General features: G+C 61.5%; 12 protein-coding genes. 5 read left to right on the top strand and 7 right to left on the bottom strand.

Going from position 1 to position 17,597, the window contains the following annotated elements:
- The first annotated feature begins 3 nt into the window (after positions 1 to 3).
- Both HPQ62_RS06735 and HPQ62_RS06730 read left to right on the top strand, forming a co-directional pair.
- On the top strand, positions 4 to 828 hold the full coding sequence (locus HPQ62_RS06735) for a uracil-DNA glycosylase (protein WP_244629583.1): 825 nt from the start codon (positions 4 to 6) through the stop codon (positions 826 to 828).
- 145 nt (positions 829 to 973) lie between these two features.
- Positions 974 to 1,165: a hypothetical protein gene (locus HPQ62_RS06730; RefSeq protein WP_174801750.1), complete on the top strand. Its 192-nt coding sequence runs from the start codon at positions 974 to 976 to the stop codon at positions 1,163 to 1,165.
- A gap of 81 nt (positions 1,166 to 1,246) precedes the next feature.
- Here HPQ62_RS06730 and HPQ62_RS06725 read toward each other — a convergent pair whose 3' ends face one another.
- Together HPQ62_RS06725 and HPQ62_RS06720 are read right to left on the bottom strand one after the other, a co-directional pair.
- Positions 1,247 to 2,557, bottom strand: coding sequence for a PAS domain-containing protein (locus HPQ62_RS06725; RefSeq protein WP_174801749.1), 1,311 nt, complete (start codon positions 2,555 to 2,557; stop codon positions 1,247 to 1,249).
- A gap of 214 nt (positions 2,558 to 2,771) precedes the next feature.
- Positions 2,772 to 3,614 (bottom strand): hypothetical protein, encoded by an 843-nt coding sequence (locus tag HPQ62_RS06720; protein ID WP_174801748.1) that lies wholly within the window; start codon positions 3,612 to 3,614, stop codon positions 2,772 to 2,774.
- A gap of 218 nt (positions 3,615 to 3,832) precedes the next feature.
- Here HPQ62_RS06720 and HPQ62_RS06715 point away from each other — a divergent pair, with 218 nt between their 5' ends.
- Positions 3,833 to 5,116: an MFS transporter gene (locus HPQ62_RS06715; protein WP_174801747.1), complete on the top strand. Its 1,284-nt coding sequence runs from the start codon at positions 3,833 to 3,835 to the stop codon at positions 5,114 to 5,116.
- A gap of 35 nt (positions 5,117 to 5,151) precedes the next feature.
- Here HPQ62_RS06715 and HPQ62_RS06710 read toward each other — a convergent pair whose 3' ends face one another.
- On the bottom strand, positions 5,152 to 6,096 hold the full coding sequence (locus HPQ62_RS06710) for a DMT family transporter (protein WP_174801746.1): 945 nt from the start codon (positions 6,094 to 6,096) through the stop codon (positions 5,152 to 5,154).
- Between the two features lie 166 nt (positions 6,097 to 6,262).
- Here HPQ62_RS06710 and pepN point away from each other — a divergent pair, with 166 nt between their 5' ends.
- Both pepN and HPQ62_RS06700 read left to right on the top strand, forming a co-directional pair.
- Positions 6,263 to 8,905 carry an aminopeptidase N gene (pepN, locus tag HPQ62_RS06705; RefSeq protein ID WP_174801745.1) on the top strand — a complete coding sequence of 881 codons (2,643 nt, stop codon included), beginning with the start codon at positions 6,263 to 6,265 and terminating at the stop codon, positions 8,903 to 8,905.
- 226 nt (positions 8,906 to 9,131) lie between these two features.
- On the top strand, positions 9,132 to 10,775 hold the full coding sequence (locus HPQ62_RS06700) for a PAS domain-containing protein (RefSeq protein ID WP_174801744.1): 1,644 nt from the start codon (positions 9,132 to 9,134) through the stop codon (positions 10,773 to 10,775).
- A gap of 3 nt (positions 10,776 to 10,778) precedes the next feature.
- Here HPQ62_RS06700 and HPQ62_RS06695 read toward each other — a convergent pair whose 3' ends face one another.
- From HPQ62_RS06695 to HPQ62_RS06680, 4 genes are all read right to left on the bottom strand, one after another.
- Positions 10,779 to 13,736 (bottom strand): bifunctional [glutamine synthetase] adenylyltransferase/[glutamine synthetase]-adenylyl-L-tyrosine phosphorylase, encoded by a 2,958-nt coding sequence (locus tag HPQ62_RS06695; RefSeq protein WP_174801743.1) that lies wholly within the window; start codon positions 13,734 to 13,736, stop codon positions 10,779 to 10,781.
- A gap of 63 nt (positions 13,737 to 13,799) precedes the next feature.
- Positions 13,800 to 15,224: a sensor histidine kinase gene (locus HPQ62_RS06690; protein WP_174801742.1), complete on the bottom strand. Its 1,425-nt coding sequence runs from the start codon at positions 15,222 to 15,224 to the stop codon at positions 13,800 to 13,802.
- Positions 15,225 to 15,234: 10 nt separating this feature from the next.
- Positions 15,235 to 15,924 carry a response regulator transcription factor gene (locus HPQ62_RS06685; RefSeq protein WP_174801951.1) on the bottom strand — a complete coding sequence of 230 codons (690 nt, stop codon included), beginning with the start codon at positions 15,922 to 15,924 and terminating at the stop codon, positions 15,235 to 15,237.
- 119 nt (positions 15,925 to 16,043) lie between these two features.
- On the bottom strand, positions 16,044 to 17,582 hold the full coding sequence (locus tag HPQ62_RS06680; protein WP_174801741.1) for a Do family serine endopeptidase: 1,539 nt from the start codon (positions 17,580 to 17,582) through the stop codon (positions 16,044 to 16,046).
- Positions 17,583 to 17,597 lie beyond the last annotated feature (15 nt).

The following is a 17,597-nucleotide window of genomic DNA, read 5'->3' as shown; positions in this document are numbered from 1 at the left end:
AGCATGATGACGATCGCCAACAGCCTGACAGCGCGGGAAGCTGCCGCCCTCCTTGCCTTCTACGCCGATGCGGGCGTGGACGTGCTTCTGGAGGACAGTGCCGTCGACCTGACGGCCGCAGCCATGGAGCGGGAAAAAGCGGCCGCCGCAGCGCCCCGCCCGCAGGCGAAGGCGGAAGCCAAGACGCGCGCGCCAGAACCTTCCCGCACGGTGCAGGCCGCCATTCCCGACGACAAGGCGGTCTCCGAGGCGGGCTTTGCGGCTGGAAGCGCACGTTCACTCAGTGAACTCGCCGAGACCGTCCAGAACTTTTCAGGCTGCAATCTCAGACACAATGCCCGTTCAACCATCGTTCTGCAGAAAATGCCCGAAACCGGCATCATGGTCGTCTGCGGATTCCCGACCGGTGAGGATGACAAGGCCGGTCAGCCGCTGTCCGGCCCGGCAGGCGCGCTGTTCGAGCGCATGCTGGCCGCCATCGGTCTCTCCCGCGATGATGTCGGCGTGACGACCGCCCTTCCCTGGCGCACGCCCGGCGACCGGGCGCCGACCGTCTCAGAGACCCAGATCTGCCAGCCATTCCTCGAACGCCAGATCGCGCTCGCTGAGCCCAAACTTCTGATAACCCTCGGCAATTTTGCCTGTCGGATGGTGATCGATCCAAGCAAGACGGTGTTCGACCTGCGCGGAAGCTGGCATCACAAGGAGATCACAGGGCAGAGTTTCGAAACGCTCGTCACCTTTTCGCCTTCGGAACTTCTTGCTGCGCCGATGAACAAGAAAGCAGCGTGGCTCGACCTGCAGGCGCTGCGCGAGCGCATAGGGTGAATGCTCAAATCCTGATCAGTTTATTTCCGGTTAACGCCGACATGCACAAAACGCATAGCAGCCCACCAGCCGCCCCCATTGCTGCCGAAGCGCGAGTCTGAGATAAAAAAACATGTCTTGGGAGGACCATAAGGAACCAAGGCAGATGAAACCCTCAGACGATATGGACGCCACTCTGATGCAGAATACACGCCTTTCTCTCGAGCTCGGACGTTCGACCAATGGCTATCACGGCCAGCGCGGCATTGACCGGGCAATTGCCAAGGGCTTCTCCAAGTTCATCGGCCACCACGATGCCCGCACGCTGCGTCCGACGTCGCGCGCGCTCGGTGCTTAAGGCGACAAGCTTCAAAGCGAATATTTTAGCGATTTTGATGATGAACGAGCCGGTGTAACAGCCGGCTCTTTTTTTGTCCGGCTAGCCCTCGAAAGTGATTTCGACGGTCGTGCCTGCGGATATGGCAGTATCGATGGCAAAGCCCAGGCCGAGCGCTGCCGCTGCCTGCTGGGCCTCCACGAGCCCGGTATGGGAAATGCCAAGCGCAAGTTCAGGCTGACGGAAGACGGACTCAAGTTCCTGTTCGCCAAGACCGCGACCGATATCGGCGAATCGCGCGACGAACCCGCCGGGCCCCATCGGCGCCAGCGTGATACGCGCCTCGCAATAGGGTGGCGTTACGGCGATGGTGCGTTTGACGAGCTTCACGAACATCAAGGTCAGCATGTCTTCATCAAGGTCGACCAGCAGGCCCGTGTCCTCGACCTCCGTCGCCAGAAGCAGGCTTTCAGCCAAAGCCTCGTCGCGATAGCGCTGGATAGCCGATATCAGGCATTTCGCCGGCGAGATCTGCGGCAGGTCCTGGTGCCGCTCCTTGCTTTCGCGTGCCGACTGGAATTCTGCATAGATATCGCGACGCGCCGGATCGAAGCTGATGCGCGGGCGCGCCTCAACCGTTCCCGGCTTCACGGAATTCATGTTAGCGCTGTCAGAATTTTGTGGCTGGGACGTCGCGACAGGTTTCGCGGTTTCCGTCCGTGCAGCTACCGCTGACACGCCCGGCGCAATCAAAGCTTCAGCGGCCGGGGCCGGCGTGCGCAGGGCCTCATTGATCTCCGCCTTCTGACGATCCTCCTGCCTCGATGATTTCGCGGCGGCGCGACGGGCATGATTGTTCCACGGCATGCTGCCGGCAAGGGGCGACGCTGCCTGCGGCGGAGATGGCGCCGATGGCTCAGTTGGGACTGGCCTTGCAGGATGGCGTGACACGGCGTCAGGAACCGCATCTTCGGGCGCTTTCGCGGGAGCAGGCGTCACGGGCGCGTCGTCAACCCTCGGCATGCGCGGACGCGCCGGGCTGACGGCAGCAACCGCTGGTGTTGCGACCACGCAAATGCCGTCACGATTGCGCATGCGGGCGAAGGAGAGATTGATCGGCAACACCTTGCCTGCCGGGACGACGGACCGGACTTCCTCAAGACGGTTTCCGGGCTCATCGGCAACGACACGCGCGATCGCGACATCGATGCCGGCCGCTGCATCGGCCCCGAACAGGCTGGTGATACGACAGCCGAAGAGGCCAGCCTCATCCCTGTCAAACAGTGCAAGAGCAGGACCGTTCGCGAGTTCGATCATACCGGCAGAATCAAGCAGCAGGACGCTCTCAGGCGCCTGGTTCAGCGTCTGCGCCACCGGTGTCATTTTCGCCTTGCGCGAGAACTCGGAATTCATTTATGCGCACCCGCCTGTCGTGTATTGCCGGTCAAACACTGGCCCGACCTGATCGGCACCCGCTTCATGCAGGAAATACCAAAAGCAAAACCCAAACTATTTCTATTACATTAGAAGGATTGGGTAAATCGTGTCTTAACCAGTGTTTGCCGTGGAAATGCGGTTTTTTAGTATCGCGTGCTCCTGACGAGAGGGCAGGCAGCGGCAATTCAGGTTAGCGCGACCGCCCCACGGCTTGAAACACAACGTCAAGATGATGCGACTTCACGGCCTGCCAGCGGCAATACTCGCTGATAAAGCTCCGATCCACGCTCATCTCGCCTTCGAAGGGACGCACCTGCCAGCCAAGCACGCCGATCTCCGCGGCCTTGTGCAGAATGCGCTGCAGATGCGTGCGCGATATGAACATCTGCTCGGACAACCGGCGCGCATTGATCGGCGCAATCAGATAGTGATCGCCCGAGGGCAGCTTGTCGCCGATCTGCGAGACGATATGGTCCATGACCATCCCGCCCGAAATCGTGTTCTGCAGCAAAGCCAGACGCTTTGGCGGCTCGCGCCAGCCGACGTCGTGAAGGCAGGCCCTTGCAAGAGGTGGCTGGAGCGCAAACAGGAGCTCCGGCTTCTCCGTCAGCACCTGCGCGCGGTTCTGTCCATCGATCCGGTCGAGCAGCTGCAGGTTCAGCGTCATCCACACGGCCAGCGCGCCAATCACGATCTCGGTTGGCTGCCAGTAGCGCGGACGCAGCCGGCGGCTGGCCGGGTCGACGCGCAGGAAACCGTATTTGAAGGACTCCTCCATGAAGGCGCGAATGGTGTTGGGGCTGGCGACATTGTAGACAGACAGAACATCGATCAGGCCATTGACGGTGAGACCGTCCTCGCCGCCCCAGTAAAGCGCCATCGCCATTTGCGAGATCAGCCATTTGCGCTGTGACGCAAGGTTTACGCCAAGCCTCTGATTTTCATGATAGACTCCGGCAAGAGCCTCACCATAATCTGCGAGAGAAGGCAGAAAGCTCGGATGGGTGGCGATGGTATCTATTGCAAGCGGCATGGGTATCCAAGTTCAGAGCCTTCGCCCCGAATCATGGGACAATTACGAAATCGATCGTTATTTTTGGTCTCCGAAAGATAACATGCGCAAGGCGTCAACCGCAATTTACGGGCTGGCGGTTGCGGGTCAGGGCAGAACACCCTATAGGGCCGGGCTAAGCCACGGGCCGGTCTCCAAGGAGAGCCACCGTACCCTGTCACGATCGGAGCACGACGATCATGTTTGCCAGCCTCTTCTCCATCGCCAGCCTCATGCTCTCGACCTTCCTGATGATGGTCGGCTATGGCCTGATGAATTATCTCGTGCCCGTGCGCTCGGTTGCCGAAGGCTGGTCGCCGCTGCTGATCTCGCTGATCGCGACCGGCTACACCGTCGGCTTCACACTGTCCTGCATCGTCACGCCGACGCTTGTGTTGCGCGTCGGCCATGTGCGCGTGTTCGGCGCCCTGATCACGCTGCTGACGGCGGCGATCCTGGCAAGCTCGCTGGTTGTCGTATGGCAGGCATGGGCGGTGTTCCGCGCCATCGCCGGCTTTGCCGTGGCAGGTTGCTACCTGGTGATCGAAAGCTGGCTCAACGAGCGCGTCACCAATGAAAGCCGCGGATCGATGTTCTCGGTCTACATGATCGTGACGCTTTCCGGCGCTATCGGCGGACAGTATCTCGTGCCGCTCGGCGATCCGGAAACGACGACGCTGTTCATCGTCTGCGGCATCGTGTTTGCGATCTCGATCCTGCCCACGGCGCTTTCGACGGCCCAGTCGCCCGCACCGATCGCGCAGGTCCAGCTCGGCCTTGGCAAGCTCTATCGCCGGTCGCCGGTTTCCTTCATCGGCGCAATTCTCGCCGGGATCTTGTCGGGCACGTGGAGCAGCCTGGGCGGCGTCTACACGACCGGCAGCGGGCTATCAACGGCGCAGGGCGCAACCCTGCTCGCCGCCGTTCTCGCGGGTGGCGCGCTGGGACAGATCCCGATCGGCAAGATTTCCGACATGACCGACCGCCGCTATGTGATGATTGCATGCGGCGTCGCAGGCCTGATTGCCGCTTTCGCGATGTTCTTCATGAGCCCGGCAACGCCGAACCTTCTCTATTTCACCGCATTCATCGTCGGATCGATGCTCTACCCGATCTATGCGCTCAACGTCGCGCACGCGAACGACCGTGCCGATCCCAGCGAATATGTCACCATTTCGAGTTCGCTGATGGTGCTTTACGGGCTGGGAACGGTGGCGGGACCGCTGATCGGCGGCTCCGCCATGGAAATTGCAGGACCGAACGGGCTGATGCTCTACCTTTCCGTCGGCTTTGCCATTTACGCCGCCTATGCCGCATGGCGTGTCTGGCGCGGCAATCCGATGGTCACCGCAGAAGAGCGCTCCGACTTCCACGCGATCGCCGTTCCGATGCGGGGTACGGACCCCGCCGGCAGCCTGGCGGTGGATTATGACGAGGAATACAGCGCGCCCTCGACCCATGACGACCATGCCAGAACAGGCTGAGGGTCAGCCCGTTCCCGACAGCCGATGGCCGGGCGTCAGTTCGGGTTCTGCGTGGTCGTGACGCGGCGCAGTCGGCGGCGCTCAAGCCCGAGGCGGTGCTCGCGAAAGATGATGAATATGCCGGCGCCGACAACGAAGACCGATCCGGCAAGCGTGTTCAGCGACGGCACTTCTCCGAAGACGAAGTACGAAATGACGATCCCGAACAGGATCGAGCTATATTCGAACGGTGCGATGGTGGATGCATCGGCGAAGCGGTAGGATTCCGTCATCATGATCTGCCCGACGCCCCCGAACAGGCCGGCGACGATGAGCAGCAGGAGCGGTTTCATCCCAAGATCTGCCCAGCCGAATGGCAGCGTTGCAAGCGAGATCAGCGCGGCGAAGGTGGAAAAGTAAAGCACGATCGTGGGGCCGTTTTCGGTGACGAGAAGCCTGCGCACCTGCACCATGGCGAGGCCGCCGAGACAGGCGCCGCCAAGCACCATGACAACGGCGAGCGCCTCGGTTTCGCCGAACCCTCCCTGCCGGAACAGCGTCAGCTTCGGCCAGGAGATGATCAGCACCCCGAAGAGACCGATGGCAACGGCCGACCACCGGTAGACCCTGACAACCTCACCCAGAAGAATGGCTGCGAGAACGACCGACATCAACGGCATGGCATAGCCAAGAGCGATCACCTCCGGCAGGGGAAGATGCATGAGGCCGTAAAAGCCCATGCCCATGGAGGTGATGCCGATCAGGCTGCGCACGAAGTGTCCGAAGGGCCGGCTGGTCTTGTAAGCCCCCTTCAGTTCACGCCGCCAGGCCAGAAAAACGATGATCGGCACGATCCCGAAAAGCGATCGGTAGAAGGTCACCTGCCCCGGCGCAATGCCGCTCCCTGCGAGCTTGATGCAGGTCTGCATGCAGAGAAAGGCGAGAATGGACGAGAGCTTGAGGAGAATTCCGCGCAGGGGATCGTCAGTCTGGTGGGGCATTCACAGGGTTCTTCAGGGTTGAGATGACATAGCGGGCTCCATAAGCCAGATAGGGCGCCAATGCACAACTTCTCTCTGTGCGCCGAGAAAATTTGCATTTTCGGGCATTCGGCGCTTTCTTAGCGCTCGAATTCGCGCAGGCGCGCGACCAAGCGAAGAGGCTATGATGCGCAAAGACCGAACCGTCTATCTGAAAGATTACCGTCCCACCGATTTCATCATCGAAACCGTGGATCTGGCTTTCGAGCTGGGTGAGACGCTGACGACGGTTGCAAGCGAAATCAGGATGAAGCGCCGCCCGGGTGCAGGCGCAGATGCCCCACTCGAGCTTGTCGGCGACGGTCTGCAACTCGCGGGGCTTGCGCTGGACGGCAGGCCACTTCTGCCGGAGCGCTACGAGTGCACCTCCGATCACCTGAAAATCCTCGACCTTCCGGCCGAAGACGAATTCACGCTCACGATCAGGACGCATATCAATCCGACGGCCAATACCCAGCTTCTGGGGCTCTACCGCACCAACGGCATCTACTCGACCCAATGCGAGGCCGAAGGTTTTCGCCGGATCACCTATTTCTACGACCGGCCCGACGTGCTTGCCGTCTACAGCGTGACAATCATCGCCGACAAGGCGCGCAACCCGCTGCTCCTGTCCAATGGAAATCTCGTGGAAGAGCGCGATCTGGGCGACGGACGGCACATGGCGAAGTGGGACGATCCCTTCCGCAAGCCCTCCTACCTGTTTGCGCTGGTGGCCGGCGATCTGGCGATGATCGAGGATCATTTCACCACGATGTCCGGACGCGATGTGACGTTGCGCATCTATGTCGAACACGGCAAGGCCGGGCGCGCCGGCTATGCGATGGACTCGCTGAAGCGGTCGATGAAATGGGACGAAGAGCGCTTCGGGCGCGAATACGACCTCGATATCTTCATGATTGTCGCCGTATCCGATTTCAACATGGGCGCGATGGAGAACAAGGGCCTCAACATCTTCAACGACCGGCTCATCCTCGCCGATCCCGAGACCGCGACCGATGACGACTATGCCCGCATCGAAGCCGTCGTGGCACACGAATATTTCCACAACTGGACCGGAAACAGGATTACCTGCCGCGACTGGTTCCAGCTGAGCCTGAAAGAAGGCCTGACGGTTTTCCGCGAGCACGAATTTTCCGCCGACCAGCGTTCCAGGCCGGTGGTCAGGGTGGACGAGGTGAAGTTTCTGCGCGCGCATCAATTTCCCGAGGATGGCGGACCGCTTGCCCATCCGGTGCGGCCGACCCAGTATCTCGAGATCGACAATTTCTACACCACGACCGTTTACGAAAAGGGCTCCGAAGTCTCGCGCATGATCGCGACAGTGCTGGGCGAAGAGGGTTTCCGCAAGGGGCTCGACCTGTTCTTCGAACGCCATGACGGCGGCGCGGTGACGATCGAGGACTATCTGACGTGCTTCGAGGATGCGACGGGCCGCGATCTTTCGCACTTCTCGCTATGGTATCATCAGGCCGGAACGCCTCTCATTGCCGCAAGCAGCGCCTATGACGAAGCTTCGGGACGGCTGTCGCTGACGCTTTCCCAGACCACGCCGCCGACGCCTGGCGAGCGGGTAAAGAAGCCGCTCCACATTCCGCTGCGCGTCGGCCTCATCAGCCCGAATGGCGATGACATGGAACCGTCATCGTCAAGCGGCGGCGAGCGCACGGGCGATGTGCTGCACCTGACCGATACGGAGCAGACCTTCGTGTTCGAAGGGATCGGCGCAGCACCTGCGATCTCGCTCAACCGCGACTTTTCGGCGCCGGTCAGGGTGCGCTTCGATCAATCGCGCGAGAACCGGCTGCGGATCGCCGGTGCGGAAAGCGATCTGGTGGCCAGATGGGACACGATCAACGCCTTGGCGCTGGAGGTGCTGAGCCGTGCCACGGCCGCCATTCAGGCCGGAGACCCGGTCGACACCGATTCCGAACTCAGCGATATCCTGATCGCCACGGCAGAAGACGAGCGCCTGGAACCGGCGTTCCGCGCTCTTGCCCTGACCCTGCCAAGCGAGCTCGATATCGGCCGGGAGATCGCGAGCGACGTCGATCCCGAGGCCATTCACCTCGCCCGCAACGCGGTGTTCTCCGCGATCGCATCATCGGGTCGCGCGACCTTCCAGCGACTTGTGGAAAGCTTGCGGGAAGATGGCCCCTTCAGCCCGGACGCGGACAGTGCCGGCCGCCGCGCGCTGCGCAACGCGGCGCTGGCCTATCTGACCGTTGCCGATCAATCTCCGAAGGCTGCGGACGACGCCTATCGATCAGCGACCAACATGACGGACATGATCGCAGCACTTCGCATCCTGGCCCATCAGTTCCCCGACAGCACGGAAGCCGTGGAGGCGCTTTCGAACTTCCGCAAGCGCTTCGATGGCGAGCCACTGGTGCTCGACAAGTGGTTCACCGTGCAGGCGACGATACCCGGCGCAAAGACGCTTGACCGTGTCGCCGAGTTGATGGGCGATCCGGGCTTCGACGAAGGCAATCCGAACCGCGTGCGCGCCCTCGTTGGCGCCTTCGCGACGGGCAACCCGACAGGGTTCAACCGCCCCGATGGCGCGGGGTTCCGGTTCTTCGCAAACTTCATCCTCGCCACCGACCCGCGCAACGCCACGCTGACCGCGCGGATGATGACGGCGATGCGCTCATTCGAGGCGCTTGAGCCCGGCCGCCGCAAACTGGCCCGCGCTGAGATTGAACGCATAGCGGAGCACGAAGACCTGTCTCGCAACCTGAGGGATATCGTTGATCGCATGTTGAAAAGCTGATCGCGGACTTGCAAAAAAAAGCATTTGGAGTCCTTGCCTTTTCGGCTTCCGTTGTCAGCGGCCGCCGTTTTCGGCAGGGCCTTCCAGGCCTGATCACAAAAAAGTCTTTTTCTCCTTATGGTTAACAAAAGGTTCCGGCCGGGTGCTGGACAACGCGAATCACGTTTGATTCACTAGGGCAGATTCGCAAAGGCGGTTTGCCGAATCAGACGAGGGAATCAGACCAATGAACAGATCGGACATGCGGGATCATCCCGCAGTCAACGGGAAGTTGCGCGCTCAAGCAACCGCGCAACAGGCTGTCGCAGCGGCACATCAGGCGGGTTTCACCGGCCTTGATGGCTTCGCCAGCATCAACAGACCGATGATCGAAAGGGTCCTCAAGAAGTCCATCCCGCTCCTGATCATAGCCTTCCTCATCAGCGTTGCAGCAGCGCGCGGCCTTTCGCTGATGTCGACCCACGCCCGGATGGAAGATGCCGTCCGGCAGGCCACGGAGTTGACCGCCGCGCTGGGCCTTGCGGCGCTGGAAGATGAGCCGCAGCTGTTTTCCCCGGAAAGCGCGACGGCGACGCGCGATCGGCTTGTGACACTCGCAGCGGCAGGCGCGGATACCGATCTTGTCGTCATCGACACGCAGGGCGCCGTGCTGGCCGCAACCGGCGACAGCGCGACGCTGACCGGCCGGTCGCTCGCCTCGGTCTTCCCGCAGCTGACCTCCGCACGGCATCACCCCTCCACCAACGGCGTGGTCGAAACGCAGATCGACGGCGTTCCGTATCTGGTGTCGATGCATCTGGCCGGCAATGAAGGCGGCATGGTAATCGCGCTCCATTCCATGAAGAAGATGAATGCGCTGTGGCGGGCCGAGATCAACCTCAACGTGACGCTGTTCGCGGCGATGGCGCTTCTACTGCTGGTGGTGGTCTATGCCTATTACGCCCAGCTTAACCGCGCCGATGCGACAGCCGACGTGATGGCCGAGGCCGAAGCCCGCCGCGAGGCGATGCTCGCCAACGGTGAAACCGGCCTCTGGTCATTCGATCCGCGCGGAAGGTTTGCCCTGCTGGACGGCTCTTCTTCATCCTCGCTCGGCTTCGGCGCAGCACCGCGGCAGCTCAGCCTTCGCCAGTTGCTGGCGCTCGTGCATCCCGATGACCGCGCCGGCTTCTTCCGGCGGCTTCATCCCGCCGAGACCGGATTGATCGAGGCCAGCGCCCGCATCCGCAAGCGCGACGGCCAGTATATGCGCGTCGATATCCGCGCCCATGCCGGCTTCACCGGTGACCGCATCACTGTCAGCGGCATTGCAATTCGCACGGCGAGCGAAAGCCGACGCGAGATCGAGACGGCAACCCGGCGGGCAAGCCTTTATCAGGCGGCATTCGACGCCATGCCGCATGGGCTGGCAGTCTGGAACAAGGATGGCCGTCTGGAACTCGCCAATGCCAGCTTTACCTCCGCCTACGGTCTTGGCGAGGGCGGACGGCGCGACAGCCTGACGGAAGACGATGCCATCGTGGTGCGCCGCACCTGGAATGACGATGCCGTTGCAAGCGAAATCCGGACACCGCTCGGCCAGTGGCAGTCGGTCAGCGAAAACCAGTTCGGCAGCGGTTTGCTGCTGACGGTCAGCACGGACATCACCCCCTTCAAGACCCACGAGTGCCACCTGCAGGGCGAACAGGCTCGGCTGCGCGAGAAGATCGCTGCACTCTCGGCCGCGCGCCGGCGGCTCGAGCTGAAATGCGCAGCCCTGCACCGCGCGCTCGGCTTTGCACCGGTCGAAGAGCATCAAAACGCGCTCTTGCCGGCCGGAGAGAAGGACGCGCCGCGCCAGGGCACCATCATTCGCAAGACAGTCGCCTGAGGGCTATTCGCCCTCAACCGGCAGCAGCGTCTGGAATATCGAACGAACGCCACTCGCCGTGTCGGCAATCAGGGCTTCAAGGGTTTCGATGTCAGGGCAGTCCGCAAGCTTGCAGAGGCGATCGAGCAGGCCTGCAGGCGCAGATCCCGGCTCGAACCCGATGGTCAGGCAGGCCCGTGTCAGCTGGGCAATATCGGTGTAAAGCGCAAGCGCCCGCCGGCATGTCTCCAACTCGCCCGGCCCCAGCAGATCCGGTCCGAACCGGGCCAGAACATCATCCGTTGTCATGGTCTCCCTGCCGCCGCACTTTTCACGCGGTTGTCCCGATGCGAGATGGCAGAATTGGGCGAGAAACTCGATATCGACCAGACCACCAGGTATCAGCTTCAGATCCCATATGCTTTTTGCAGGCTTGTCGCGCTCGATGCGCGCCCTCATCTCCGCAATCTCGCGCGCGAGCACGGTGCGATCGCGCGGATTTACAAGCGCCCGGTCGATCACACCGCCGACATCGTCCATCAGCGATGCGTCGCCGCACAGCGGATGGGCCCGCGATAGCGCCATATGCTCCCACGTCCAGGCATCATTGGTCTGATACTTCTCGAAGGCCGCAAGCCGCGTGGCAAGCGGCCCCGCATTTCCGGAAGGCCGGAGGCGCATGTCGACCTCGTAAAGCACGCCCTCCGCCGTCGGTGCGCTCAGCGCTGCCACAAGACGCTGCGTGACGCGCGCGAAATAGCGCGGCGCATCAAGCGACCTCTGGCCATCGGAAGAACCGTGGGGGTCGTCGCAATCGTAGAGCACGATCACATCGACATCGGACCCGGCGGTGAGTTCGGCGCTGCCGAGCTTGCCCATGGCCAATACGCAAACGCGCTGGCCGGACAGCTTGCCATGAGCCTGCGCGATTTCGGAAACCACGCCCTCCAGCGCCTCGTCGATGACGAGCGTTGCAAGAAGGGTCAGCGCCCTGCCCGCAACGAAGCCGCCAATCGAGCCGGTCAGCAGGCGGATACCGATGAGAAACCGCTGTTCGGCCGCGAATATCCGAAGCCTGTCGAGCCTTTCCTCGTAGAGTTCGGCACCGCTCAGGAAGGCATCGAGGCGCTGCTTGAGGTACTCCCGCGTCGGGATTTCCGTCATCAGCGCCGGATCAAGCATGCCATCGACGATATGGGCCCGCGCTGCAATGATCTCCGCAAGGCGCGGAGCCGCCGACATGATCTCGACGAACAGAAGCAGAAGGTTGGGATTGCTTCTCAGAAGCGAAAACAGCTGAATACCGGCCGGCAGACCGGCAAGAAAACGGTCGAAGCGCAAAAGCGCCTCATCCGCCCGCCGGCTGGCGCCGAAAGCGGCGAGAAGATCGGGCATGATTTCTGTCAGGCGCTGCCTGGCCTTGGTGCTCTGAGTGGCGCGGTAACGACCGTAATGCCAGGTGCGGATGATACGGGCGATATCGGCGGGGCGCTCGAAGCCGAGCTTGGAAAGTGTCTCGAGCGTGCCTGGATCATCGTCTTCGCCGGTAAACACCAGATTGCCGGTTTCACCCGAAAGCGTCAGCTCGCGCTCGAACAGGCGCGCATAACGTTTCTCGACCGTCTTGAGTGTTTTGACGAGCGCTGCGGCGAAGTCCTCGACGCTTTGATATCCGCTCATCCGTGCGATCCGCAGCAGTTCGCCGTCGTCGTCCGGCAGCGTGTGGGTCTGTTCGTCCCGCACCATCTGGATGCGATGTTCCACATTGCGCAGGAACCAGTAGGCCGATTTCAGCTCCTCGGCGGTAACCTGATCGATCCATTGCGCCTGGTAAAGCGCGTCGAGCGCATCCACCGTGCGACGGCAGCGCAGGTGCGGCATGCGTCCGCCGGCAATCAGCTGCTGGGTCTGGGCAAAGAACTCGATTTCGCGAATGCCGCCACGGCCGAGCTTGACGTTATGGCCATGAACGGCCACCAGCCCGAAGCCCTTGTGGGCATGGATCTGTCGCTTGATCGCGTGAATGTCGGAAATCGCCGCATAATCCAGGTATTTGCGGAAAATGAAGGGCACCATTTCGGACAGAAACGCCTCGCCTGCGGCAATGTCACCGGCTATCGGCCGGGCCTTGATGTAGGCTGCACGTTCCCAGTTCTGTCCGCGGCTTTCGTAATAGATCAGGGCGGCTTCGACCGGGATGGCGAGCGCCGTGGATCCAGGATCGGGCCTCAGCCGCAAATCTGTCCTGAAGACATAGCCATCGCCGGTCCGCTCCTGAAGGATACGCACCAGCCGGCGCATGAGCCGCGGGAAGAGTTCGCGCGCATCGTCGGGATCGGTAATGATCTCTGCCTGCGCATCGAAGAACACGACAATGTCGATGTCGGAGGAATAGTTGAGCTCGCAGGCGCCGAGCTTGCCCATGCCAAGCACGACGATTCCGGAACGCTCGGAAGGATGCTCCTGCGAGACGAGCCGGATCTTGCCCTCGCTCGCCGCGGAGGCAAGAAGGTGATCAAGCGTGGCGGCAACCGCAGCGCCTGCAAAACGGCTGAGCAGCTTGGTGATGGTCTCGGCGGACAGGATGCCGCCAAGGTCGGCAAGCCCCGCCAGAAAGGCAATCCGGCGCTTGGCATCGCGAAGCCGCTTCATGATCACATCGTCACGGCCGGGCCCGTTTTCCGTTATCCAGGCGGTGCGCGCCCTTTCGATCTCGGTCTCGATCTCCGGCAAAACCGGCTTTTCGACATCCGCGAGCAAGGCGGGATGAGAGCGGAAGGTATCATGGAGGAAGGGCGACAAGGTGAATGCTGCCGCCAGGAAGCCGGCCAGCGGCGCCATGTCATCGGTTAATATGGCCGGAAGGTTGTGAGCGGTCACGGCATCCGCAATATCCCGACTGGCGCCTGCGGCCTCGGCATCGCCGAGAGCAGAAATCCGCCCTTCGCCTATGTCAGCCAGTCGCCTGCTGATCTCCTCCATCTTTTCCTCCACCGCATGTTGTTTTCTCCGGCTTAGCATCGAAGAGGCGGCAGCAAAAGCTGCTCAACGCTTGCGGTTGCTGGCGAGCGGAAAACGAAGAAGGGCGGCAAGGCCGCTGTATCCGGGAACATGGTTCTCCGCCTCGGCGAGGACGAAAGTGCCGCCATGCATATCGGTAACGGCCTCGACCATGGAAAGGCCAAGCCCGGTTCCGGGCTTCGAACGGCTTTCATCCAGCCGGAAAAACCGCTGTTTCACGTCATCCATCCGGTTGGCGGGAATGCCTGGTCCATTGTCGGCGACCGTGACCACCACGTCGCTTCCCTCGCGTTTGAGCGAAAGAAAGATGCGCGGTTGGTCCTCCTTGTCGGAAGCATATTTGATGGCGTTGTCGAGGAGGTTGAAAAGCGCCTGGCCGATCAGTTCGCGATTGCCGTGGACGAAAAGGTCCGGTTCGTTCTCGACATCGAGAACCATGCCCGCCTCCTCTGCCACAGGTCCGTAAAGTTCCGCGCTGTCCTCGACAATGGCAGACAGATTGAGTGGGGACATTTCCGCCGCCACGGCGCCCGCCTCGACCCGCGAGATCATCAGCAGCGCATTGAAGGTGCGGATCAGCTGATCGGATTCAGCAATGATGCCCTCAAGCGATGCGCGACGCTCTTCCGGATCCTCGGCAGCAGCAGCATCGGCAGCCTTGTTGCGGAGGCGCGTGAGCGGCGTCTTGAGATCGTGCGCGATATTGTCGGAGACCTGACGCAATCCCTCGTTCAGCCTGACGATGCGATCGAGCATGAGATTGAGCGAATTGGACAGGCGGTCGAATTCGTCGCCGGAACCGGCAACCGGCAGGCGCTGAGACAGATCGCCGGCCATGATCTTGCTACTGGCAGCAGACATGCGGTCGATGCGGTTGAGTGCATTGCGACCGATGGCAAACCAGATCACGAGCGCCCCCACGCCCATGATCAAAAGCGCAAGCAGCAAAGCCTGACGGACGATCTTATGGAGCCGTTGAGGGTCGCCAAGATCCCGTCCGATCAGCAGCTTCATGCCATTGTCGAGTTCGATCACATAACCGATGGCATGGCTGAAGCGGTCGCCGCCGTTGGTTTCGGCAAAGCCCTCATAGCGAAACGGCTTGTCCAGCCAGCCGGTTTCTTCGAGTATTCCAGGCTGCAGCGAGGCGACATTGCTTGCCAGGATTTCGCCTTGCGGGCTGGCGATGACATAGAGGTTGGCGCCGGGCTGGCGGGCGCGCCGCTCGATCATGTTAAACAGCAGCCTGATCCCGCCCTTTTCGAAAGCCTGGTCAAGCTGCGCGATCTCGTGATGGAGCGACTGTTCCATCTGGCGCTCAACGAGTTTCTCCGAGACGGTGGTAACATAGAAAACCATGACCGCCGCGCAGAGGCCGAACAGCAGGATATAGACCGCTGAAAGCCGAACCGCCGTCGATTTCAAAAGAAGCCTCAGCCGTCCCTTCATCCGCTAAACGCTAACCATCGTGCTTGATCATGTAGCCGGAACCGCGGATGGTCTTGAGCAGCGGCTTGTCGAAGTCCTTCTCGATCTTCGCGCGCAGCCTCGACACGTGGACGTCGATGACATTCGTCTGTGGATCGAAGTGATAATCCCAGACATTTTCCAGAAGCATGGTTCGCGTCACCACCTGGCCGGCATTTTTCATCAGATATTCAAGCAGCCGGTATTCGCGCGGCTGAAGCGTGATCTCGCGGCCGGCTCGGCGCACTTCATGCGACAGGCGATCAAGCTCAAGATCGCCGACCTTGTAGAGCACATCCTGATCAGGCGCACCCTTGCGCCGACCCAACACTTCCACCCGTGCAAGAAGCTCACTGAATGCATAGGGCTTCGGCAAATAGTCGTCACCTCCGGCCCTCAGGCCCGTGACCCTGTCATCCACCTGCCCCAGAGCCGAGAGAATCAGGACAGGCGTGTTGATCGAGCGGGCGCGCAGCGCCGAAATCACCGAAAGTCCGTCGCGGCGCGGCAACATGCGGTCGACGATCAAAACGTCATACTCGTTCTCGCTCGCCATGAACAAACCGCTTTCGCCATCGCCCGCATGTTCGCAGGAAATCCCGGACTCGCGAAAAGCCTTGGTCAGGTAGGCCGCAGCCTCGAGGTCATCTTCGATTACAAGAACGCGCATGGCGGCGACCATATCGCCATTGGCATCCGCGTGACAAGCAGGCTCTGACGGCACGTGCGAAAGCATTGGGGATCTCCTCGAAGCCAGAGAAGCGCATGCTTGCGCATGCGCCTCCTGAATGCCGGGCGGAATTAGCCGGCGTCCTCGGTTTCGGTTTCCGTCGGCAGGGCGGTGAACATGTTGCCATTCTCGGTCTCGACCTGGAACAGCGCCTGTTTGCGACCCTTATCGGCGGCGTCCTTCACCTGCTTGAGGATGTCCTCGGCGGAGCTGACCTCCTGGTTGTTGACGCTCAGGATCTTCTGACCTTCCGTCAGACCCTTCGTGGCGGCGGCCGAGTCAGGGTCAACAGCCGTGACGGTCACGCCCTTGCCGTCATCGGCGGGACGGACTTCAAAGCCAAGCTGCTTCATAAGAGAGCTTTCGACAGGCCCGCCCGTACCTTCTGCAGACGCGATGTCTTCATCAGCCGGGAACTCGCCGAGCTTTACCTCGATGGTCTGCGACTTGCCGTCGCGCCAGACAGACAGATCAACGGTCTGGCCAGGCTCCATCATGCCGATCATGCGGGAGAGTGAACGCGCGTCCTCGATCACGTCGCCGTTCACGGCGGTGATGACATCGCCCTGCTTGAGGCCGGCCTTTGCTCCGGGGCTATCGTTGGTCGGCTCGGAAATGAGCGCGCCTTCCGGCTTTGCGAGACCGATCGATTCGGCAATATCTTCGGTGACCGGCTGAATGCGGACGCCGAGCCAGCCGCGCTCGACGGCGCCATCCTGAATGAGATCCGTGACCACGTCCTGGGCGAGATGCGACGGAATTGCAAAGGCGATACCGACATTGCCGCCAGACGGCGAGAAGATCGCGGTGTTGACGCCAACGACCTCTCCACTCAGATCGAACGTCGGGCCACCCGAATTGCCGTGGTTCACGGCAGCATCGACCTGAATATAGTCGTCATAGGGACCAGAAGAGATATCGCGGCCGAGCGCCGAAACGATGCCCGAGGTCACAGTACCGCCGAGGCCAAACGGATTGCCGACTGCGACGACCCAGTCGCCGACACGCAGATTGGAATCATCGGCAAATTTCACATAGGTGAACTCGCGGTCGGCATCGACCTTCAGGACGGCCAGATCTGTCCGCGGGTCGGTTCCGATCAGCTTGGCATCGTATTCAGTGCCATCGTCCATGCGCACCGAGAATGCGTCGCCTTCGCGAACAACGTGGTTGTTGGTGACGAGGTAGCCGTCTTCGGATACGAAGAAGCCCGATCCCTGAGCAACAGGACGCGGGCCACCCTTGCGGGCCTGCGGAGGGGGAGCCGGCTCATTCGGAGCGCCGAAATCCTTGAAGAAACGCTTGAGGGGGTGGTCATCGGGAAGGTTGTCGAATCCGCGTCCACCGAAACCGAAGCCGAAGCTGCCATCCTGCTGCGCCACTGGCTGGACATTGCTTTCGACGACGACAGACACGACCGCCGGCGACACAGCTTCCACGACGTCTGCAAAGCCCGGAATCTCGGGCGCCTGAACATGAACCGGGTCAGCAAGCGCTTCCGTCGCTGTCAGCGGAACGCTGGCAGTAAACAGCGCAGCGGCAAAACCAGCAGCGACAGAGGCTTTCAGAAGTGACCTGTACTTATTCGGTCCGGTGGACTGATGGAACATGGGGTATCCTCTAGG

This window comes from Martelella limonii, assembly GCF_013344475.1.
Classification (GTDB): domain Bacteria; phylum Pseudomonadota; class Alphaproteobacteria; order Rhizobiales; family Rhizobiaceae; genus Martelella; species Martelella limonii.
The sequence above is the reverse complement of the archived record's forward strand: the minus strand, read 5'-3'. Positions and strand labels throughout refer to the sequence as shown.

What these genes read in the sequence shown, in the direction of transcription:
- HPQ62_RS06735 (WP_244629583.1), top strand. Translation starts at nt 4, where the DNA reads ATGATGACGATCGCCAACAGCCTGACAGCGCGGGAAGCTGCCGCCCTC.
- HPQ62_RS06730 (WP_174801750.1), top strand. Translation starts at nt 974, where the DNA reads ATGAAACCCTCAGACGATATGGACGCCACTCTGATGCAGAATACACGC.
- HPQ62_RS06725 (WP_174801749.1), bottom strand. Translation starts at nt 2,557, where the DNA reads ATGAATTCCGAGTTCTCGCGCAAGGCGAAAATGACACCGGTGGCGCAG.
- HPQ62_RS06720 (WP_174801748.1), bottom strand. Translation starts at nt 3,614, where the DNA reads ATGCCGCTTGCAATAGATACCATCGCCACCCATCCGAGCTTTCTGCCT.
- HPQ62_RS06715 (WP_174801747.1), top strand. Translation starts at nt 3,833, where the DNA reads ATGTTTGCCAGCCTCTTCTCCATCGCCAGCCTCATGCTCTCGACCTTC.
- HPQ62_RS06710 (WP_174801746.1), bottom strand. Translation starts at nt 6,096, where the DNA reads ATGCCCCACCAGACTGACGATCCCCTGCGCGGAATTCTCCTCAAGCTC.
- pepN (WP_174801745.1), top strand. Translation starts at nt 6,263, where the DNA reads ATGCGCAAAGACCGAACCGTCTATCTGAAAGATTACCGTCCCACCGAT.
- HPQ62_RS06700 (WP_174801744.1), top strand. Translation starts at nt 9,132, where the DNA reads ATGAACAGATCGGACATGCGGGATCATCCCGCAGTCAACGGGAAGTTG.
- HPQ62_RS06695 (WP_174801743.1), bottom strand. Translation starts at nt 13,736, where the DNA reads ATGGAGGAGATCAGCAGGCGACTGGCTGACATAGGCGAAGGGCGGATT.
- HPQ62_RS06690 (WP_174801742.1), bottom strand. Translation starts at nt 15,224, where the DNA reads ATGAAGGGACGGCTGAGGCTTCTTTTGAAATCGACGGCGGTTCGGCTT.
- HPQ62_RS06685 (WP_174801951.1), bottom strand. Translation starts at nt 15,924, where the DNA reads ATGGTCGCCGCCATGCGCGTTCTTGTAATCGAAGATGACCTCGAGGCT.
- HPQ62_RS06680 (WP_174801741.1), bottom strand. Translation starts at nt 17,582, where the DNA reads ATGTTCCATCAGTCCACCGGACCGAATAAGTACAGGTCACTTCTGAAA.